The organism is Nocardioides sp. JCM 18998, assembly GCF_055391535.1.
The window spans coordinates 471,956-486,492 of the sequence record NZ_AP043886.1 but is presented as its reverse complement, the minus strand read 5'-3'; the positions used below and the strand labels follow the sequence as shown (position 1 = coordinate 486,492).

At 71.3% G+C, this 14,537-nt stretch carries 13 protein-coding genes; 3 read left to right on the top strand and 10 right to left on the bottom strand.

Going from position 1 to position 14,537, the window contains the following annotated elements; all coding sequences use genetic code 11:
• Positions 1-12 precede the first annotated feature (12 nt).
• The 6 genes from ACZ5L9_RS02305 to ACZ5L9_RS02280 all read right to left on the bottom strand — a co-directional run bounded on the left by ACZ5L9_RS02305 (position 13) and on the right by ACZ5L9_RS02280 (position 7,953).
• On the bottom strand, positions 13-711 hold the full coding sequence (locus ACZ5L9_RS02305) for a flavin reductase family protein (protein WP_464533276.1): 699 nt from the start codon (positions 709-711) through the stop codon (positions 13-15).
• An 82-nt stretch (positions 712-793) separates the two neighbouring features.
• The gene (locus ACZ5L9_RS02300) at positions 794-2,332 is read right to left on the bottom strand and encodes an SDR family NAD(P)-dependent oxidoreductase (protein WP_464533273.1); all 1,539 of its coding nucleotides are present in this window, start codon (positions 2,330-2,332) and stop codon (positions 794-796) included.
• A 114-nt stretch (positions 2,333-2,446) separates the two neighbouring features.
• Positions 2,447-2,590, bottom strand: coding sequence for a GPGG-motif small membrane protein (locus ACZ5L9_RS02295; RefSeq protein WP_464533270.1), 144 nt, complete (start codon positions 2,588-2,590; stop codon positions 2,447-2,449).
• 50 nt (positions 2,591-2,640) lie between these two features.
• Positions 2,641-3,090 carry a DUF5709 domain-containing protein gene (locus tag ACZ5L9_RS02290; RefSeq protein ID WP_464533268.1) on the bottom strand — a complete coding sequence of 150 codons (450 nt, stop codon included), beginning with the start codon at positions 3,088-3,090 and terminating at the stop codon, positions 2,641-2,643.
• 91 nt (positions 3,091-3,181) lie between these two features.
• Positions 3,182-5,317, bottom strand: coding sequence for an MMPL family transporter (locus tag ACZ5L9_RS02285; RefSeq protein ID WP_464533265.1), 2,136 nt, complete (start codon positions 5,315-5,317; stop codon positions 3,182-3,184).
• A gap of 80 nt (positions 5,318-5,397) precedes the next feature.
• On the bottom strand, positions 5,398-7,953 hold the full coding sequence (locus tag ACZ5L9_RS02280; RefSeq protein WP_464533263.1) for a bifunctional FO biosynthesis protein CofGH: 2,556 nt from the start codon (positions 7,951-7,953) through the stop codon (positions 5,398-5,400).
• 250 nt (positions 7,954-8,203) lie between these two features.
• On the opposite strand from ACZ5L9_RS02280, the gene ACZ5L9_RS02275 reads away from it, so the two are divergent.
• Entirely contained in the window at positions 8,204-9,160 is a 957-nt protein-coding gene (locus tag ACZ5L9_RS02275; RefSeq protein WP_464533261.1) for a hypothetical protein, read from the top strand.
• A gap of 15 nt (positions 9,161-9,175) precedes the next feature.
• Here the strand turns inward: ACZ5L9_RS02275 and ACZ5L9_RS02270 are convergent, their stop codons facing one another.
• On the bottom strand, positions 9,176-10,213 hold the full coding sequence (locus tag ACZ5L9_RS02270; protein WP_464533259.1) for an LLM class F420-dependent oxidoreductase: 1,038 nt from the start codon (positions 10,211-10,213) through the stop codon (positions 9,176-9,178).
• Positions 10,214-10,223: 10 nt separating this feature from the next.
• The gene (locus ACZ5L9_RS02265; RefSeq protein WP_464533257.1) at positions 10,224-10,712 is read right to left on the bottom strand and encodes a DUF6328 family protein; all 489 of its coding nucleotides are present in this window, start codon (positions 10,710-10,712) and stop codon (positions 10,224-10,226) included.
• 121 nt (positions 10,713-10,833) lie between these two features.
• Between ACZ5L9_RS02265 and ACZ5L9_RS02260 the strand changes: the two genes are divergently transcribed.
• Both ACZ5L9_RS02260 and ACZ5L9_RS02255 read left to right on the top strand, forming a co-directional pair.
• On the top strand, positions 10,834-11,574 hold the full coding sequence (locus ACZ5L9_RS02260; RefSeq protein WP_464533255.1) for an acyltransferase: 741 nt from the start codon (positions 10,834-10,836) through the stop codon (positions 11,572-11,574).
• A gap of 93 nt (positions 11,575-11,667) precedes the next feature.
• Positions 11,668-12,510: a glycerophosphodiester phosphodiesterase family protein gene (locus tag ACZ5L9_RS02255; protein WP_464533253.1), complete on the top strand. Its 843-nt coding sequence runs from the start codon at positions 11,668-11,670 to the stop codon at positions 12,508-12,510.
• A gap of 145 nt (positions 12,511-12,655) precedes the next feature.
• On the opposite strand, the gene ACZ5L9_RS02250 is transcribed toward ACZ5L9_RS02255, so the two are convergent.
• The gene (locus ACZ5L9_RS02250; RefSeq protein ID WP_464533251.1) at positions 12,656-13,024 is read right to left on the bottom strand and encodes a hypothetical protein; all 369 of its coding nucleotides are present in this window, start codon (positions 13,022-13,024) and stop codon (positions 12,656-12,658) included.
• Complete coding sequence (locus tag ACZ5L9_RS02245; protein ID WP_464533249.1) at positions 13,021-14,355, bottom strand: PspC domain-containing protein; 1,335 nt, start codon at positions 14,353-14,355, stop codon at positions 13,021-13,023. Before ACZ5L9_RS02245 ends, ACZ5L9_RS02250 begins: the two co-directional genes overlap by 4 nt.
• Between the last annotated feature and the right edge of the window lie 182 nt (positions 14,356-14,537).

Genomic DNA, 14,537 nt, shown 5'->3' with positions numbered 1-14,537 from the left:
GGCCTCCCGCATTTACCGGTAGAGCTCCTCGTCGATACCGGCGAGCCGAGAGGGGTGGACCCTCTCGCCGAGGCCGTAGAAGTGCTGGAAGCTCATGATCAGCGGCCGCCACCGGTCGGGGTCGATCCGGTGGGGGTGGCCGGCCAGTCGGATCGCCGGCGCGACCCACACGCGAGACACCGATGCCTCGACGATGATCGTCGAGCCCGCGCGATCCGCGTCGTCCGCGTACATCGGGCGGAGGTCGCTCACGCGGGCCTCGAGGCTGACGACGCACTCGGCGACTCGATCGGGGGCGACCGTCTCGGACGAGCACGGACTCAGGCCGGCCGTGGCGAATTTGTCGGCCACGTGGACGTACCCTCGTGCGGCCTTCCGGGGCGAGATGTCGGGGCGCCCGGTGGTCAGCGCGAGCCGGTCGACCGCGCCGACCAGGTCGTCGGACGCCAGATTGAGGACGACCTCGCCCTGCCGGGACAGGTTCGCGGCGGTCTGCGAGCCGGCCGCCATGCCCAAGACCGCGCGATGACCGAGCCAGAACACCGAGGACATCGGCATCAGGTTCGTGGTGCCGTCCGGGTTCAGCGTGCTGAGCAGGACGACAGGAGTGCCGAAGTAGAGGATCGCGGGGTCGATCGCCACGTGCGCGTCGCCGCGCGGGGTCTCCCGGGACTGCGATGGCCGGTCGTCAGGACTCGTCGTCAGGGTCATGCAGCAACGCTAGGCACGATCGAGCGGTCGATCCGGCGGGAATCGGACGCCGCGACCACCGCAGCGGTGGGTGGTCAGCGGCTCACCAGGGGGAGGGCGCGTAGTCCTTCAGGAAGCAGCCGTAGAGATCCTCGCCGGCCTCGCCGCGCACGATCGGGTCGTAGACCCGGGCGGCGCCGTCGACCAGGTCGAGCGGTGCATGCCAGCCCTCGGCGGCGATGCGGAGCTTCTCCTCGTGCGGGCGCTCGTCGGTGATCCAGCCGGTGTCCACGGCCGTCATCAGGATCTTGTCGGTCTCGAAGAGCTCCCCGGCCGACGTCCGCGTCATCATGTTCAGCGCGGCCTTGGCCATGTTCGTGTGGGGGTGGCCGGCGCCCTTGTAGCGGCGGGAGAACTGGCCCTCCATCGCGGAGACGTTGACGATGTAGGCGCGTCGCGCGCCGTTCTGGATCGCGGCGCGCATCGCCGGACGCAGGCGCGAGTTGATCAGGAACGGTGCGATCGAGTTGCAGAACTGCACCTCGAGGAGCTCCAGCGGGTCGACCTCGTCGAGGACCTGCGTCCACGAGTTGTTCGTCTGGATGTCCGGGATCAGGCCGCCCGCGTCGATGGCGGTGCCGGCGAGGTGAGCCTCGAGCGAGGCGTTGCCCGCCGTCAGCGCGAGCTGGGTCAGCGACGCGGCGTTGTGGGCCGCCAGCGCAGCGGCGTGCGCCTCGGGCGACTCACCCTCGTGGTGGGCGCCCTGGGCGCTCGCGAGGGCGCCTGCCAGCGCGGCCGGGTGTGCCTCCGAGATCCGGTCGAACGTGAGCATCTCGGGGAGCTCGCGGTGCCCGTAGTAGCCGGGGGAGGGCAGCGGAGCCGCCTCGCCGTCGATCAGGTGCTTGTACGAGCCGGGCAGACGGCGGACCGTCTGGCAGGCGTTGTTGACGATGATGTCCAGCGGCCCGTCGGCTGCGACCTCGTCGGTCAGCGCCACCACTTGTGTGGGGTCACGCAGGTCGATGCCGATCACCTTGAGCCGGTGCAACCAGTCCGCGCTGTCCTCGAGGGCGGCGAAGCGGCGTACGGCGTCCTTCGGGAAGCGCGTGGTGAGCGTGAGGTACGCGCCGTCGCGCAGCAGCCGCAGCGCGATGTGCATGCCGATCTTGGCGCGGCCGCCGGTCAGCAGCGCCCGCTTGCCGGTCAGGTCGGCGTGAGCGTCCCTCTTGGCGTGGCTCATCGCGGAGCAGCTCGGGCACAGGCCGTGGTAGAACGCGTCGACCTGGAAGTACTCCTGCTTGCAGATGTAGCAGTCCCGGCCGCGGCGCAGCTCGCCCGCGATCGCGCCGGGGGCGGTGGAGACCAGCGGTAGTCCGGCGGTCTCGTCGTCGATCCGCAGCGGCGAGCCGGTCGCCGTCAGGGAGATGACCGCGTTGTCGTGCGCCTGGCGCTCCTCGCGGAGCGCGGCGCGCCGGCTCTTCTTGAGCAGCTTCCACATCCGGCCGGTCGCGTGCTTGACCGTGGTGACGTCGGGATGCTCCGGATCGAGCCGGTGCAGCTCACGGAGCACCTTGAGGGCCACCGCCAGCTCGGCGGGGTCGATCCGCTCGAGCGGCGCGTCAGTCTCGGGAGTCTCGGACACCGGGTGAGTTTATGCGTCGAGTGCGCTCAGACGCAGATGCCGGACGCACGACGACCGGCCGGCGCCCGGAGAGCGTGTGCTCCGGTGCGCGGCCGGTCGTCGTGACCGTTCTCGCTACGTGAAGATGCTGACGCCACCCGGGCCGACCAGCAGGCCGACGACGATCAGCACGATCCCCCACAGCAACGCGCCGCGCAGAATGCTCACGATCCCGGATACGACCAGGATGACCGCCAGGATCCACAGTAGGAATGCCATCGATTCCCTCCTCGATAGTTGAGGCACCCAGGTACCCCCGGGCGCATCGTTCAGTCCTCGTCGGAGGTGGCTTCTTCATCGTCGACGATGTGCATCGCGGCCTCCTCGGCCGAAGCGCCGGCGCCGTCGATGCCGGCATCCCAGCCGACCATGTCCTTCTCGGTGTCCTCGCCGTAGCCCTGGTCCGGATCGACCAGGCGACCGGCGCGGCGATCGCCCACCTCGCGGTCCTCGTTGGCCTCGTCGACCTCGTCCTCCTCGTACGGATCGCGCTCCGGCTCCTCCTGGCGTAGACGCTGCTCGAGGGACTCGCCGTGCGCCTCCTCCCACGGGGTGGCGCCGAAGCGGTTGACGACGCTCCACTTCTCGGGCGGCGAGTAGCCCGCGTCGAGCTCGTCGTCGGGGTCGCGCGCAGGATCTCGTACGAGATCGCCCTCGGCCCCCGGCTGGTCCTCGTCGTCGACGCTGTAGTCGCCGTAGGACTCGCCCTCTTCGCTCATCGAACACTCCTCTCGTGCCTGCGGGCACCGGTGCCCATGCCCCAGTGTGCCCACACGGGGAGTTCGAGGGCAGCGTGGGGCTGCGAACAGATCAGGAGTCGGTCATCGCCGCCGGCGTCGGAGCCTGCGGAGCCGAGGTGCGGTCCAAGGAGCTCGGCCACCAGATCCGCGCTCCCAGGTCGAGGTTGAGGGCGGTGACCAGCACCGCGCGCACCACCAGCGTGTCGAGCATGACGCCCAGCGCGATCGCGGTGCCCACCTCGGCGAGGAAGACCAGCGGGATGGTCCCCAGCACGGCGAACGTCGCGGCCAGCACCAGGCCGGCCGACGTGATCACCCCGCCGGTGGACGCCAGCGCGATCAGCGAGCCCTGACGGGTGCCGACCCGCTGGGTCTCCTCGCGCACCCGGGTCATCAAGAAGATGTTGTAGTCGATGCCGAGGGCGACGAGGAACACGAAGACGAACAGCGGAAAGCCCGAGTCCGCCATGTCGAAGCCGTAGACGTACTTGAAGATCAGCGCGGACAGGCCCAGTGCCGCGCCGAACGACAGGATGACGGTGAGGATCAGCATCACCGGCGCGAAGAGCGCGCGCAGCAACAGCATCAGGATCAGCATCACCACGATCAGCACGACCGGGATGATGACCCGGTTGTCGCGGTGTGCCGCGTCGGCGGTGTCGAGGTAGATCGCCGCGGAGCCGCCGACCAGGGTGTCGGGGATGTCGCTCACCGCGTCGCGTACGGCCACCACCTGGTCCGCGGCGCTCTGACTGGCTGGGTCGACCGTCTGGGTCACGGGCAGGTACTTCACCCCGCCCACCGGCGGGATGCTGTCGTCGACGGGTCCGACCCCGTCCACGGTGCCGATGGCACTCACCACGGCTTCAGCCTGGTCCGGGGTGGTCACCACCTGGATCGGCGTCGAGGTGTCGGCCAGGCCGTGGTCGACCAGGACGCGCTGGCCGACCACGGAGTCGTAGGTCTTGGTGTACTGCTTGTCGGTCGGGATGTTGCCGGTCTTGAGCGTGAGCACGCCCAGGCACGCGATCAGCAGCACCACCGTGGTGGTGACCCAGACGGCCCGCGGCCGCGGGGCGATCCGGTTGCCGACCCGGGACCAGAACCCGTGCGTGGTCGGCTCGTCGGAGCCGTACGCCGGACGCCGCGGCCAGAACACCCAGCGGCCGGTGATCACCAGCAGGGCCGGCAGCAGGGTGAGCATCACGACGAGCGTCACAATGACGCCGATCGCCATGATCGGGCCCAGGCCCTTGGTCGAGTTGAGCTCGGCAAGAAGCAGGCACAGCATGCCGATCGCGACCGTCGAGGCGCTGGCGATGACCGCCGAGGACGCGCGGTGCAGGGCCACGGCCATCGCCTCGTGCCGGTCCTCGTGGCGGCGCAGCTCCTCGCGGTAGCGGGCCACCAGCAGCAACGCGTAGTCGGTCCCGGCGCCGATCACGAGCACGCTCAAGATCGCCTGGCTCTGCCCGTTGACGGTGAGATCGGCGTACTTGGCCAGGAAGTAGATGACCGCCTCGGCGGTGAAGAGCGCGAAGACGGAGGACAGGATCGGCAGCAGCCACAGGATCGGGCTGCGGTAGGTGAAGAGCAGGATCACGATGACCACGCCGAGAGCGGCGTACAGCAGCGTCCCGTCGATGCCGGCGAACGCGTCGGCGGCATCGGCCACCTGGCCGCCGGGACCGGCGAGATGCACGTCCACGCCGGGGATGGTCGCGATCGACCGGAGGTCGTCGGCGATCGGCGGCATCTTGTTCCAGCCCTGCGAGCCGAGGTTGAACGTGACGATCGAGGTCGCCACGGCCCCGTCCTGGGAGACCAGCCCCTGTTTCTGACCGCTCGCCTCGTCGGTCGGGTACACCACCGTCGGGCTGCCGTCCGTGGGTGTGACGACGCCGTCCAGGTCCGCGATCTGCGGCGCCTGCTCGGCGATGGCCTGGAAGTCGGCTGCCGTGAGCCCGCCGTCGCGGTGGTAGACCACGATCGTCGGGATGTCGTTCTGATCCGAGAACGGCGCCAGCTTGTCCAGAGCCTTGGTCGACTCCGCGCTGGCCGGCAGCCAGGAGGAGGCCTCGTTGTTCTGCACGTCGCCGAGCTTCTGGGCGAAGGTGCTGGCGGCGGCGATCACGATCAGCCACGCCACCAGGACCACCCACTTGGTCACCCGCCCGGTGAGGGTTCCAGCGATCTGACGGTGCATGGATCCAGTGGAACAAACTTTGCCCGGCGGCGTCACTGGGGTTTCCCCCGATCTGGGGACGCCGATCCCCATGGTCGGTCCTAGGCCGTGCCGTACAGCGTGGTGCGCTCGTGGACCGGTCGGCCGATGCCCCCGGCGATCTCGGTGAGCTCCTCGACGGTCTTGGCCGACCCGAACTCCGAGCCCGCCATCCGGGAGATCGTCTCCTCCATCAGCGTGCCGCCGAGGTCGTTGGCGCCGGCATTCAACATGGCGCGGGTTCCTTCGGTGCCGAGCTTCACCCACGAGGTCTGGATGTTGTCGATCCGGCCGTGCAGCATGATCCGCGCCATCGCATGCACCGCCAGGTTGTCGCGCAGCGTCGGACCCGGGCGCGCGGCGCCGGCCAGGTAGATCGGCGAGCTGGTGTGCACGAACGGCAGCGGCACGAACTCGGTGAACCGCGCCGCGCCGTGCTCCAGCGCCTTGTCCTGGATGCCCTTGAGGACGTTGAGGTGGCCGACCCAGTGCCGCGGGTTGTCCACGTGGCCGTACATCATCGTCGAGGTGGTCGGGATGCCGACGCGGTGCGCCGTCGAGATGATCTCGATCCAGCTCCGGGCCGGCAGCTTGCCCTTGGTCAGCACCCAGCGGACCTCGTCGTCGAGGATCTCCGCGGCGGTGCCGGGGATCGAGCCCAGGCCGGCCTCGCGGACCTTGATCAGGAAGTCCTCGATCGACAGGCCCGTGCGGGCGGTGCCGTTGACGATCTCCATCGGGCTGAAGGCGTGCACGTGCATCTGCGGCACGCGCTGCTTGACCGCGTTCACCAGGTCGAAGTACGCCGCCGCCGGCAACTGCGGGTCGATGCCGCCCTGCATGCAGACCTCGGTGGCACCGAGGTCCCACGCCTCCTGGGCGCGCTGGGCGACCTCGTCGTAGGACAGGGAGTATGCGTCGGCATCCGTACGCCGCTGCGCGAACGCGCAGAAGCGACAGCCGACGTAGCAGACGTTGGTGAAGTTGATGTTCCGGTTGACCACATAGGTGACGTCGTCGCCGACGGTCTCGCGGCGCAGGTGATCGGCCAGCCGGGTCACCTCGCGCAGCAGGTCGCCCTCGGCGGTCATCAGGGTGAGGGCGTGCTCCTCCGACAGATTGCCGGGGTCCTGCTCGGCGGCGGCGATCGCCTCGCGGCCCTCGGCGTGGAGCACGGCCGGGGCGCCGGTCGTCGCGGCGGCCGCGCGGACCGCGTCCCAGTCGCCGTAGACGTTCTCGAAGTCGCTGCGGCGGTCCTCGGTGCGGCCGCCGCCGGGACCCTCCGCGTCGATGGCCGTATGAAGATCGGTGCGTCCGGCGCTGGCGAGCCCGCCGTCGGGCTCCTGCCACGAGATCCCGGGCTGCGGCCGGACCTCCGGGATCGCCAGGCCGTCCTCGCCGGCGAGCGCCGCGACGTGCGCCGCGACCCGCGGGTCCAGCCAGGCCCCACCGCCCGGGCCCAGTCCGGCCAGGACGTACTCGGGGTGGACCGTCAGCCGCGAGCGCAGCTCGAAGCCGCACTCCGCCGTCATTCGTCGCAACGCGTCCAGCGAGGGCCAGGGGCGCTCGGGGTTCACGTGGTCCGGGGTCAGCGGGGAGACGCCGCCCCAGTCGTCGACGCCGGCATCCAGGAGCTGGCGGCACTCGCCGGCGGCGGGATCGGTGTCGACCAGGTTCGGCGGCGCCTGGACGCGGGCCTTCGGCCCGAGCACGAGCCGGGTGACGGCGATCGCGGCGCGGTACTCGGCCAGGTCGAGGTCGTCGACGTGCCGCATCGCGGTGTCGGGCTTGGCACGGAAGTTCTGCACGATGACCTCCTGGAGGCCGCCGTACTCCTTGTGCACCTTGCGCAGCGCGAAGATCGTCTCGGCCCGCTCGGTCAGGGTCTCGCCGATCCCGACGAGCAGCCCGGACGTGAAGGGGATGGCGAGTCGCCCGGCGTCCTCGAGGACCCGCAGGCGTACGTCCGGGTCCTTGTCCGGCGACCCGTAGTGCGCCTCGCCCTTGGTCTCGAAGAGCCGCCGGGAGGTGGTCTCGAGCATCATCCCCATCGAGGGGGAGACCGGCTTGAGCCGGTTGAGCTCCTCCCACGACATCACGCCGGGGTTGAGGTGGGGCAGCAGCCCGGTCTCCTCCAGCACCCGGATCGCCATCGCCCGGATGTAGGACAGCGTCGAGTCGTAGCCGCGCGACTCCAGCCACTCGGCGGCCTCGGGCCAGCGGTCCTCGGGCCGGTCGCCGAGGGTGAACAGCGCCTCCAGGCAGCCGAGCGCGGCGCCCTCGCGCGCGATCTCGAGGATCTCGTCGGGCGACAGGAACGGCTCGCGTCCCTCCCGAGCGGCCTGGGCGGGGGTCTCCACGAAGGTGCAGTAGTGGCACCGGTCGCGGCACAGCCGCGTGATCGGGATGAAGACCTTGGGGGAGTACGTGATCGTGGCCGGCCGACCGGCGGCGACCAGTCCGGCGTCGCGGACCTTCGCGGCCGCGGCGCAGAGCCGGTCGAGGTCGTCGCCGGTCGCGGCCAGCAGCGCTGTCGCCTCCGGCACGTCGAGGGCGGCGCCGCGCTCGGCGCGGGCGAGCGCGCGGCGTACTTCCTGCGGGGTGGGAGTCGTGGACATCCCTGCCAGATTAGCCATCCGCCCCCACGGCCCGATCAGCCGACCGGCTGGTGGCCCGCCCGGAGCGCCCGGGGAGACCAGTGACCAAGGGTCCGGAACCCCCACACGGTCCCGGACCCCCGGCCTTGGTTGTCGACCAGTGTGGGCCGACGACCTGTCCGGGGGTGGACATTGGCCAGGATCGGCCACGGCCACACCCGTCCATTCACGGGGTAGCCACCCCACCCCTGTCCCATGCCAGGATCGATCCATGCCGTCGCGTCACCTCGATCTGCTCGCCATCGCGCTGCGCGCGCGGCCGGCGACGGTGACCGAGCTCGCGTCGCTCGCCCTGCGCGACCCGGTCCAGGTCGCCGTCCAGGTCGACGAGCTCGTGGACGACGGCTACCTCACCCTCAAGGGCGAGAGCATCGGGTACGAGCCGCCCACCGAGCGCGTCGCCGAGGAGGTCGTACGGCGCAGCGGCGAGCTGGGCGACCGGTTCACCGCCGGCCTCGCCGAGCTGGCGGGTCTCGTCCGGCAGCTGCCGGCCTTGGCGCGCGACTGGGAGATCGGCGGCGCCAACGCGCACGGCCTGTTGGAGGTGGAGGTCTTCCACGGCTGGTCCGCGGTGACCGATCTGTGGCACCGCGTGATCGAGAGCCGGCCGCTGCGGCGCACGGACGTGGTACTGCCCGACGCCACCCGGCTCTACGTCGCCGACCCCGAGATGCAGGCCTCCTGGCACAGCGTGATCGGCCGGCCGGGACATCGGGCCCGGGTGATCGGCAACGTCGCGGAGGTCGGCCGGCCCGAGGCGGCCCAGCGGATCAGCGAGGAGCTGGCCGGTGGCGTGGACATCCGGATCGGAGCCGACCTGCCGGGCTGGTTCTGGGTCGCCGACGGCGAGGTCGTCGCGCTGCCCCTGGAGTGGGGCGAGAGCTGGCCCACCTCGGCGATCGCGGTACGCAGCCCCGCCGTGGCCGGGCTCGCCCAGTGGGTCTTCGACCAGCTCTGGGCCAGCGCCGTACCGGTGCGCGAGGGCGCCGCGTCGTGGGGCCCGCTGCTGCAGCTGATGGGCAACGGCGCCACCGTCGAGGCCGCCTCGCACGCGCTCGGCATCTCCGACCGCACCGGGCGGCGCAGGATCGCCGACGCGATGGAGCACTACCGGGCGCCGAACCTCTTCGCGCTCGGGGCGGCCTGGAGCCAGGACCGGCGGCCCTGAGGCGCACCGGTCACCTCAGACCAGCCACTCCTTGACCTGGCCGATCGCGGCCACCGGGTCCGTGCCGAAGGCCGGGCTGACCTGCAGGCTCGTCACGCCGGCCTCGGCGAAGGCCGCGATCCGCTCCTTCACGTAGGAAGCGGGGCCGACCAGGTTGGCGGCCTCGAGCCACTCGGTCGGCACGATCGCCTCGGCGTCGCGCTTGTGGCCGTCGAGATAGAGGTCCTGGATCTGCTTGGCCTCCTTCTCGAAGCCGTACTCGCACGCCAGGTCGTTGTAGAAGTTGCGGCCGCGCGCGCCCATGCCACCGACGTACAGCGCGTACAGCGGGCGCGCCTGGTCGAGCAGTGCCTTGGTCTCCGGACCCTCGCCGATCGCGAGCAGGCCGCCCGCAGTGGTCTCCATCGGCTTCAGGTCGGCGCTGCGCTTGGCGTTGCCGGCCGCGATCGCCTCACCCCACACCTGGCCCGCCCGCTCGGGGTGGAACAGCAGCGGCATCCAGCCGTCAGCGATCTCGGCGGTCAGCTCGACGTTCTTCTTGCCGAGCGAGGCCAGCCAGATCGGCACGTCCGCACGCTCGGGGCGGTTGAGCAGCTTCAGCGGCTTGCCCAGGCCGGTGCCCTGGCCGGCGGGCAGCGGCAGCTGGTAGATCCCGTCGTTGACCAGCCGCTCGCCGCGCAGGCCGCGGCGCAGGATGTCGACGATCTCGCGGGTGCGGCCCAGCGGCTTGTCGTACGCCACGCCGTGGAAGCCCTCGATCACCTGCGGACCGCTCGCGCCCAGGCCGAGGATCGCGCGGCCACCGCTGACGTTGTCGAGGCCGGCAGCGGTCTGCAGCAGGGCGCCCGGGGTGCGCGAGTAGATGTTGAGGATGCCGGAGCCGAGCTCGACGGTCTCGGTCTTGGCGGCGAGATAGCCGAGCAGCGAGACCGCGTCGAAGCCGTACGGCTCCGCGACCCAGAGCTGGTCGAGCCCCGCCTTCTCCAGGGCGACGACCTGATCGGCGGTCTCGCGCGGGTTGCCGAAGTAGGAGAGCGGGGTCGAGAGCTTCATGGTGCCGAACCTATCCCCTCTCGCTACTCGCGAGTACGGCGCGGGGCAGGGCGATGAGGAGCGCGACCAGCACCAGCGCCATCGCGCCGCCGATCGCCAGCGCCCAGCCCCGACTCCCGACCACGTCGACGACGAGCACCGCGATCCCGTCGACGAGCAGCGCCAGGGTGGCGAGCACGGCGGTGAGCAGCCGGCGACCGGCGGCCACGACCTGCTCCTTCACGTGTCGCCCGGTCAGCCGCTGGTGGACGGCCACGGCCGTCATCACCAGCGCGGTCGTGAGCAATGACAGCAGCACCAGGGCCAGGTAGAGCCCGCGCTGGAAGCCGTCGAGGGTGGGGAAGCGGCTCTGGAACGGCAGCGTCAGCAGGAAGCCCGACGTCAGCTGCGCCCCGGTCTGCATCACCCGCAGCTCCTGGAGCAGGTCGTCGAAGAGCCGGTCCAGCCGCTCGCTGGGGGTCTCCCGTCTGTCCTCGTGCTCCGGAGGCTCTTTCTCCATCCGAACCGGGTTGCCCGATCCGGGATGGTAGAAACCCGCCATGTCATCTGTGGGGTCATCTGTGGGGTCATCTGTGGGGTCATCTGTGGGGTCATCTGTGGGGTCATCTGTGGGGTCATCCGTGAGTTCGTCGGCGAGCCCGTGGACCCTGGGCGAGCCCCTCACGGCCGCGCACCGCGAGCGGCTGGTCGGTCTGGGCGCCGACGCCGACGCCCTCGCCGGGCTCGACCTGCGAGCGGTGAGCGCGCCGGTGCCGCCGTGGTGGGCCGAGCAGTCCAATGCGCTCTACCTGACCCCGGACGCCGTGCTGGCCCCGGCGCTGCTGGAGCGGCTCACCTACTACCCGTTCTCCGACGTCCTGCTCGTGGTCGCCAGCGACCTGACCAACGTGGTCTCGCTGCTGGTCGGCGGCGACGAGGCGACGATCCATCTCGGCCCGCGGATCGAGCTCACCGCCGGCGAGCTCTACTGCGGCGGGCGCTCGGCGGTGATCCTCGACGGTGACGTCGTCGGCACCCGCTGCTCGGTCATCGACGCCCGCAACGGCGGCGCGATCGTCGCCGCCAGCGATCAGCTCTGGGCGGCCAACGTCTACCTCGCCACCGACGACATGCACCGGCTCGAGTCGGTGGAGACGGGCGAGCGGCTCAACCCGTACGGCGCCACCATCCGGCTCGGGCACCACGTCTGGCTCGGCCGCGACGCGATCGTGACCGGGCACGTGGAGATCGGCGACGGCGCGGTGGTCGGCGCCCGGGCGATGGTGCGCGGGCAGAAGGTCCCCGCGGAGACCGCCGTCGCCGGCACCCCGGCCCGGGTCATCCGCGAGGGCGTCACCTGGAGCGGCGCCGACACACCCTGATCCTGGACGGTGGTCGAGCTTGTCGGGACCTCGTCGCCTGGGGTTCACGTGGGATCGGCCGTCTGGTCAACCCGACTGGTGAGCGTGGGGGCCATGCCTCTCGTGATCGGTCACCGCGGTACGCCGGGTCACCTGCCCGAGCACTCCCTCGACTCCTACCGGCTCGCCATCCGGATGGGCGCCGACGCGGTCGAGACCGACGTCGTGATGAGCGGCGACGGCGTCCTCGTCGTCCGGCACGAGAACGAGCTGTCCCGCACCACCGATGTCGCGACACGGCCCGAGTTCGCCGCCCGGCGGACCGTACGGCAGATCGAGGACCGACGGGTCGAGGGCTGGTTCACCGAGGACTTCACCTTCGCCGAGCTGCGCACCCTCGGAGCGCCGAGCATCCTCGATCCGATCATCAGCCTCGACGAGCTGCTCCTGCTGGTCGCCGAGGAGTCGGCCCGGGCCGGGCGCCGGATCGGGCTGCACGTCGAGGTCAAGCACCCCGGCTACTTCGCGGCCGCCGGGCTGCCGATGGTCCAGCCGCTGCTCTCCACGCTGCGCGACCACGGCGTCGAGCGGGGCGACTCGCTGGTCTGGATCCAGTCGTTCGACCGGGAGTTCGTCCGCCGGATGAGCCCCCTGACGCCGCTCCCGCTGGTCCAGCTGGTCGACGAGACCGACGGCCCGATCGACTGCCACGCGATCGCCTGGTACGCCGACGCGCTCGGCCCCAGCCGCACCATGGTCCTCACCGGCAGCGGGGCGGTGCAGCCGCTGCTCGCCGACGCGCACCGCGCCGGGCTACGGGTCTTCGTGTGGACGATGCGGGGCTCGATCGCCGAGCACCGCGAGCTCTTCGCCGCCGGCGTCGACGGCGTCTTCACCGACTACGCCGACCGGGGTGTCGCCTCCCTCGCCCGCAGCGTGGTCGGCGAGCCCGCCTAGGTCGATCCACCCAGGTCGATCTATCCGGGTCGATCCATCCAGGTCGATCCACCCAGGTCGATCCATCCGGTCGAGAGGTCACTGACGGCGGGTCGAGTGGCCAGCGTCCTGGACACTCAACCCGCGACACGTGACCTCTCGCGTGCTAGCGGCCGACGCCGTGACGCCGCACGCTGGAGATCGCGGCTGCGACCAGGCCGATGCCGCCTCCGATCACCCACGGCACCGGCAACAGCCAGCGGATCTCGTCTCCGGTGACCACGTCGCCCTGGATGAGGGCCCAGACCCCGACGGCGGCCAGGAAGACCAGGCCCATCGCGAGCTGGCCGACGTTGACCGGGTGCGAGCCGGTACGGCGCTGCGGTGCCGGCTCCGGGATCGGCATCGGCTCCGGCTCGCCGTACGGGCCGGTGTGCCCCAGCGGCTGGGACTCGGCCTGCTCGAGCTGCTCGGTCCGCTCCGGCTGCTCCGGGTCGGGCTCGGGTGCGAACGTCTCGTCGTGCTGGTCGTTCATCGGGTCTCCACGGTGATCTTGCCGACGTTGAGCTTGGCGTCGATGGTGAGGGGGAGGGCGGAGCCGCCGACCGTGCCGGTCGTCCCGCCGGTGAGCGTGGTGCTGATGCCGCCGCTGCCGTCGCCGAAGATGTCGACCTGACCGGGGCCGCGCACGGTGCCGGTCGCGTCGGTCGTCAGGCCGTCCGGCACGATCACGTCGATGGTGCCGACGTGCGAGGTGACCACGATGGTGCGGCCGGCCAGCGCGGCCGGGTCGCTCACCCGGCTCAGGTCCACGGTCAGCTCACCGGTGCTGTGGGTGTAGGTGTCGACGACGGCGGCGCTGGACGACGGCTCGAAGACCGCCGTACGGCTGTGGGCGTCGAGCCCCCACTCGTCCGCCGCGGTGGCCCCGATCAGGGTGATCGCGCTCAGCAGGCCCAGGACGATCAGGCCGCCGGCGCGGCCCCAGAAGGCCCCGAGCACGAGCATCAGGCCGGTGACACCGAGGGCGGTGGCCGGGTAGGCGGCGTCGGCGATGTTCGCGCCGGCCAGGTCGATGATCCCGAGCGCGCCCTGGGACACGAGGATCAGCGCGACGGTGAACCAGAAGAGGATCGGGCCGCGGCGGCGCGACTCGTACCGCTGGACCTTCTGGCGGACCTTCTCGTCGACCTCGGCGGTGATCTGCGCCGAGCCGGCGGTGTAGGCGGCTGCGTAGTCGGGGGCGGCGTACGACGTCGCGGTGGGCGCGTCCGCGCGGGCCTCGTGGCCGGGGTCGGGCGCGCCGGGCTCGCGAGCATCGGGCTCGGGGGCGGAGGCACCGGCCGTGCCGAGCGGCGTGTCGTACACGCCGGGCGTCGGCGGGACGTACCCCTCCCGCGAGCTCCGTCCCCGGGGGCGGACGCGGACCCGGTCGATGTTGCCGAGGATCAGCACCGCGACGATGCCGGCGACCAGCAGGCCCCACGGCAGCCGGAAGTGGCCGATCGTGTCGCCCAGCAGGGCCAGTGCGGCGATACCGCCGACGACGTAGAGCAGGAACGAGCGGCTCCGGTCGTCGAGGCGTACGACCGCATGCTCGGTGCCCTCCTCGGGGACCAGCAGCCAGGCGCCCACGTAGAGCAGCACGCCCGCGCCGCCGAAGAAGACCAGCACCACCAGCGCGACCCGGATGATGATCGGGTCGATGCCGAAGTGGCGCGCCAGACCACCCGCGACGCCGGCGACGTGCCGGTCGCCGATGCTGCGCCGCAGGCTGCCCAGGTCGGTGGGCTCACGACGCGGCGGCGTGCGCTGACCGCTCGGGTCGTGCGACGGCTGCGGGGCCTCGGTCTGGTTCGTGGTCATGCTTCCAGCCTGCCGCCGGGCACGCCCGACCACCATCGGGGACGGCCCTGATCCTTCGGGGGCACCCTGAGGGGCCGTTCAGGGTCCATCCTCATGGCTCCGTGTGCGCACCCATGTGACGATGGAGCCACCATGAGCGAGCGCAGCGCGCTCATCATCCAGAACCGCGTGCCGTGAGCCTC

Excerpts from the sequence above, each read along its gene's own strand:
- ACZ5L9_RS02305 (WP_464533276.1), bottom strand. The coding sequence starts at position 711 with ATGACCCTGACGACGAGTCCTGACGACCGGCCATCGCAGTCCCGGGAG.
- ACZ5L9_RS02295 (WP_464533270.1), bottom strand. The coding sequence starts at position 2,590 with ATGGCATTCCTACTGTGGATCCTGGCGGTCATCCTGGTCGTATCCGGG.
- ACZ5L9_RS02290 (WP_464533268.1), bottom strand. The coding sequence starts at position 3,090 with ATGAGCGAAGAGGGCGAGTCCTACGGCGACTACAGCGTCGACGACGAG.
- ACZ5L9_RS02285 (WP_464533265.1), bottom strand. The coding sequence starts at position 5,317 with ATGCACCGTCAGATCGCTGGAACCCTCACCGGGCGGGTGACCAAGTGG.
- ACZ5L9_RS02280 (WP_464533263.1), bottom strand. The coding sequence starts at position 7,953 with ATGTCCACGACTCCCACCCCGCAGGAAGTACGCCGCGCGCTCGCCCGC.
- ACZ5L9_RS02275 (WP_464533261.1), top strand. The coding sequence starts at position 8,204 with ATGCCGTCGCGTCACCTCGATCTGCTCGCCATCGCGCTGCGCGCGCGG.
- ACZ5L9_RS02270 (WP_464533259.1), bottom strand. The coding sequence starts at position 10,213 with ATGAAGCTCTCGACCCCGCTCTCCTACTTCGGCAACCCGCGCGAGACC.
- ACZ5L9_RS02265 (WP_464533257.1), bottom strand. The coding sequence starts at position 10,712 with ATGGAGAAAGAGCCTCCGGAGCACGAGGACAGACGGGAGACCCCCAGC.
- ACZ5L9_RS02255 (WP_464533253.1), top strand. The coding sequence starts at position 11,668 with ATGCCTCTCGTGATCGGTCACCGCGGTACGCCGGGTCACCTGCCCGAG.
- ACZ5L9_RS02250 (WP_464533251.1), bottom strand. The coding sequence starts at position 13,024 with ATGAACGACCAGCACGACGAGACGTTCGCACCCGAGCCCGACCCGGAG.
- ACZ5L9_RS02245 (WP_464533249.1), bottom strand. The coding sequence starts at position 14,355 with ATGACCACGAACCAGACCGAGGCCCCGCAGCCGTCGCACGACCCGAGC.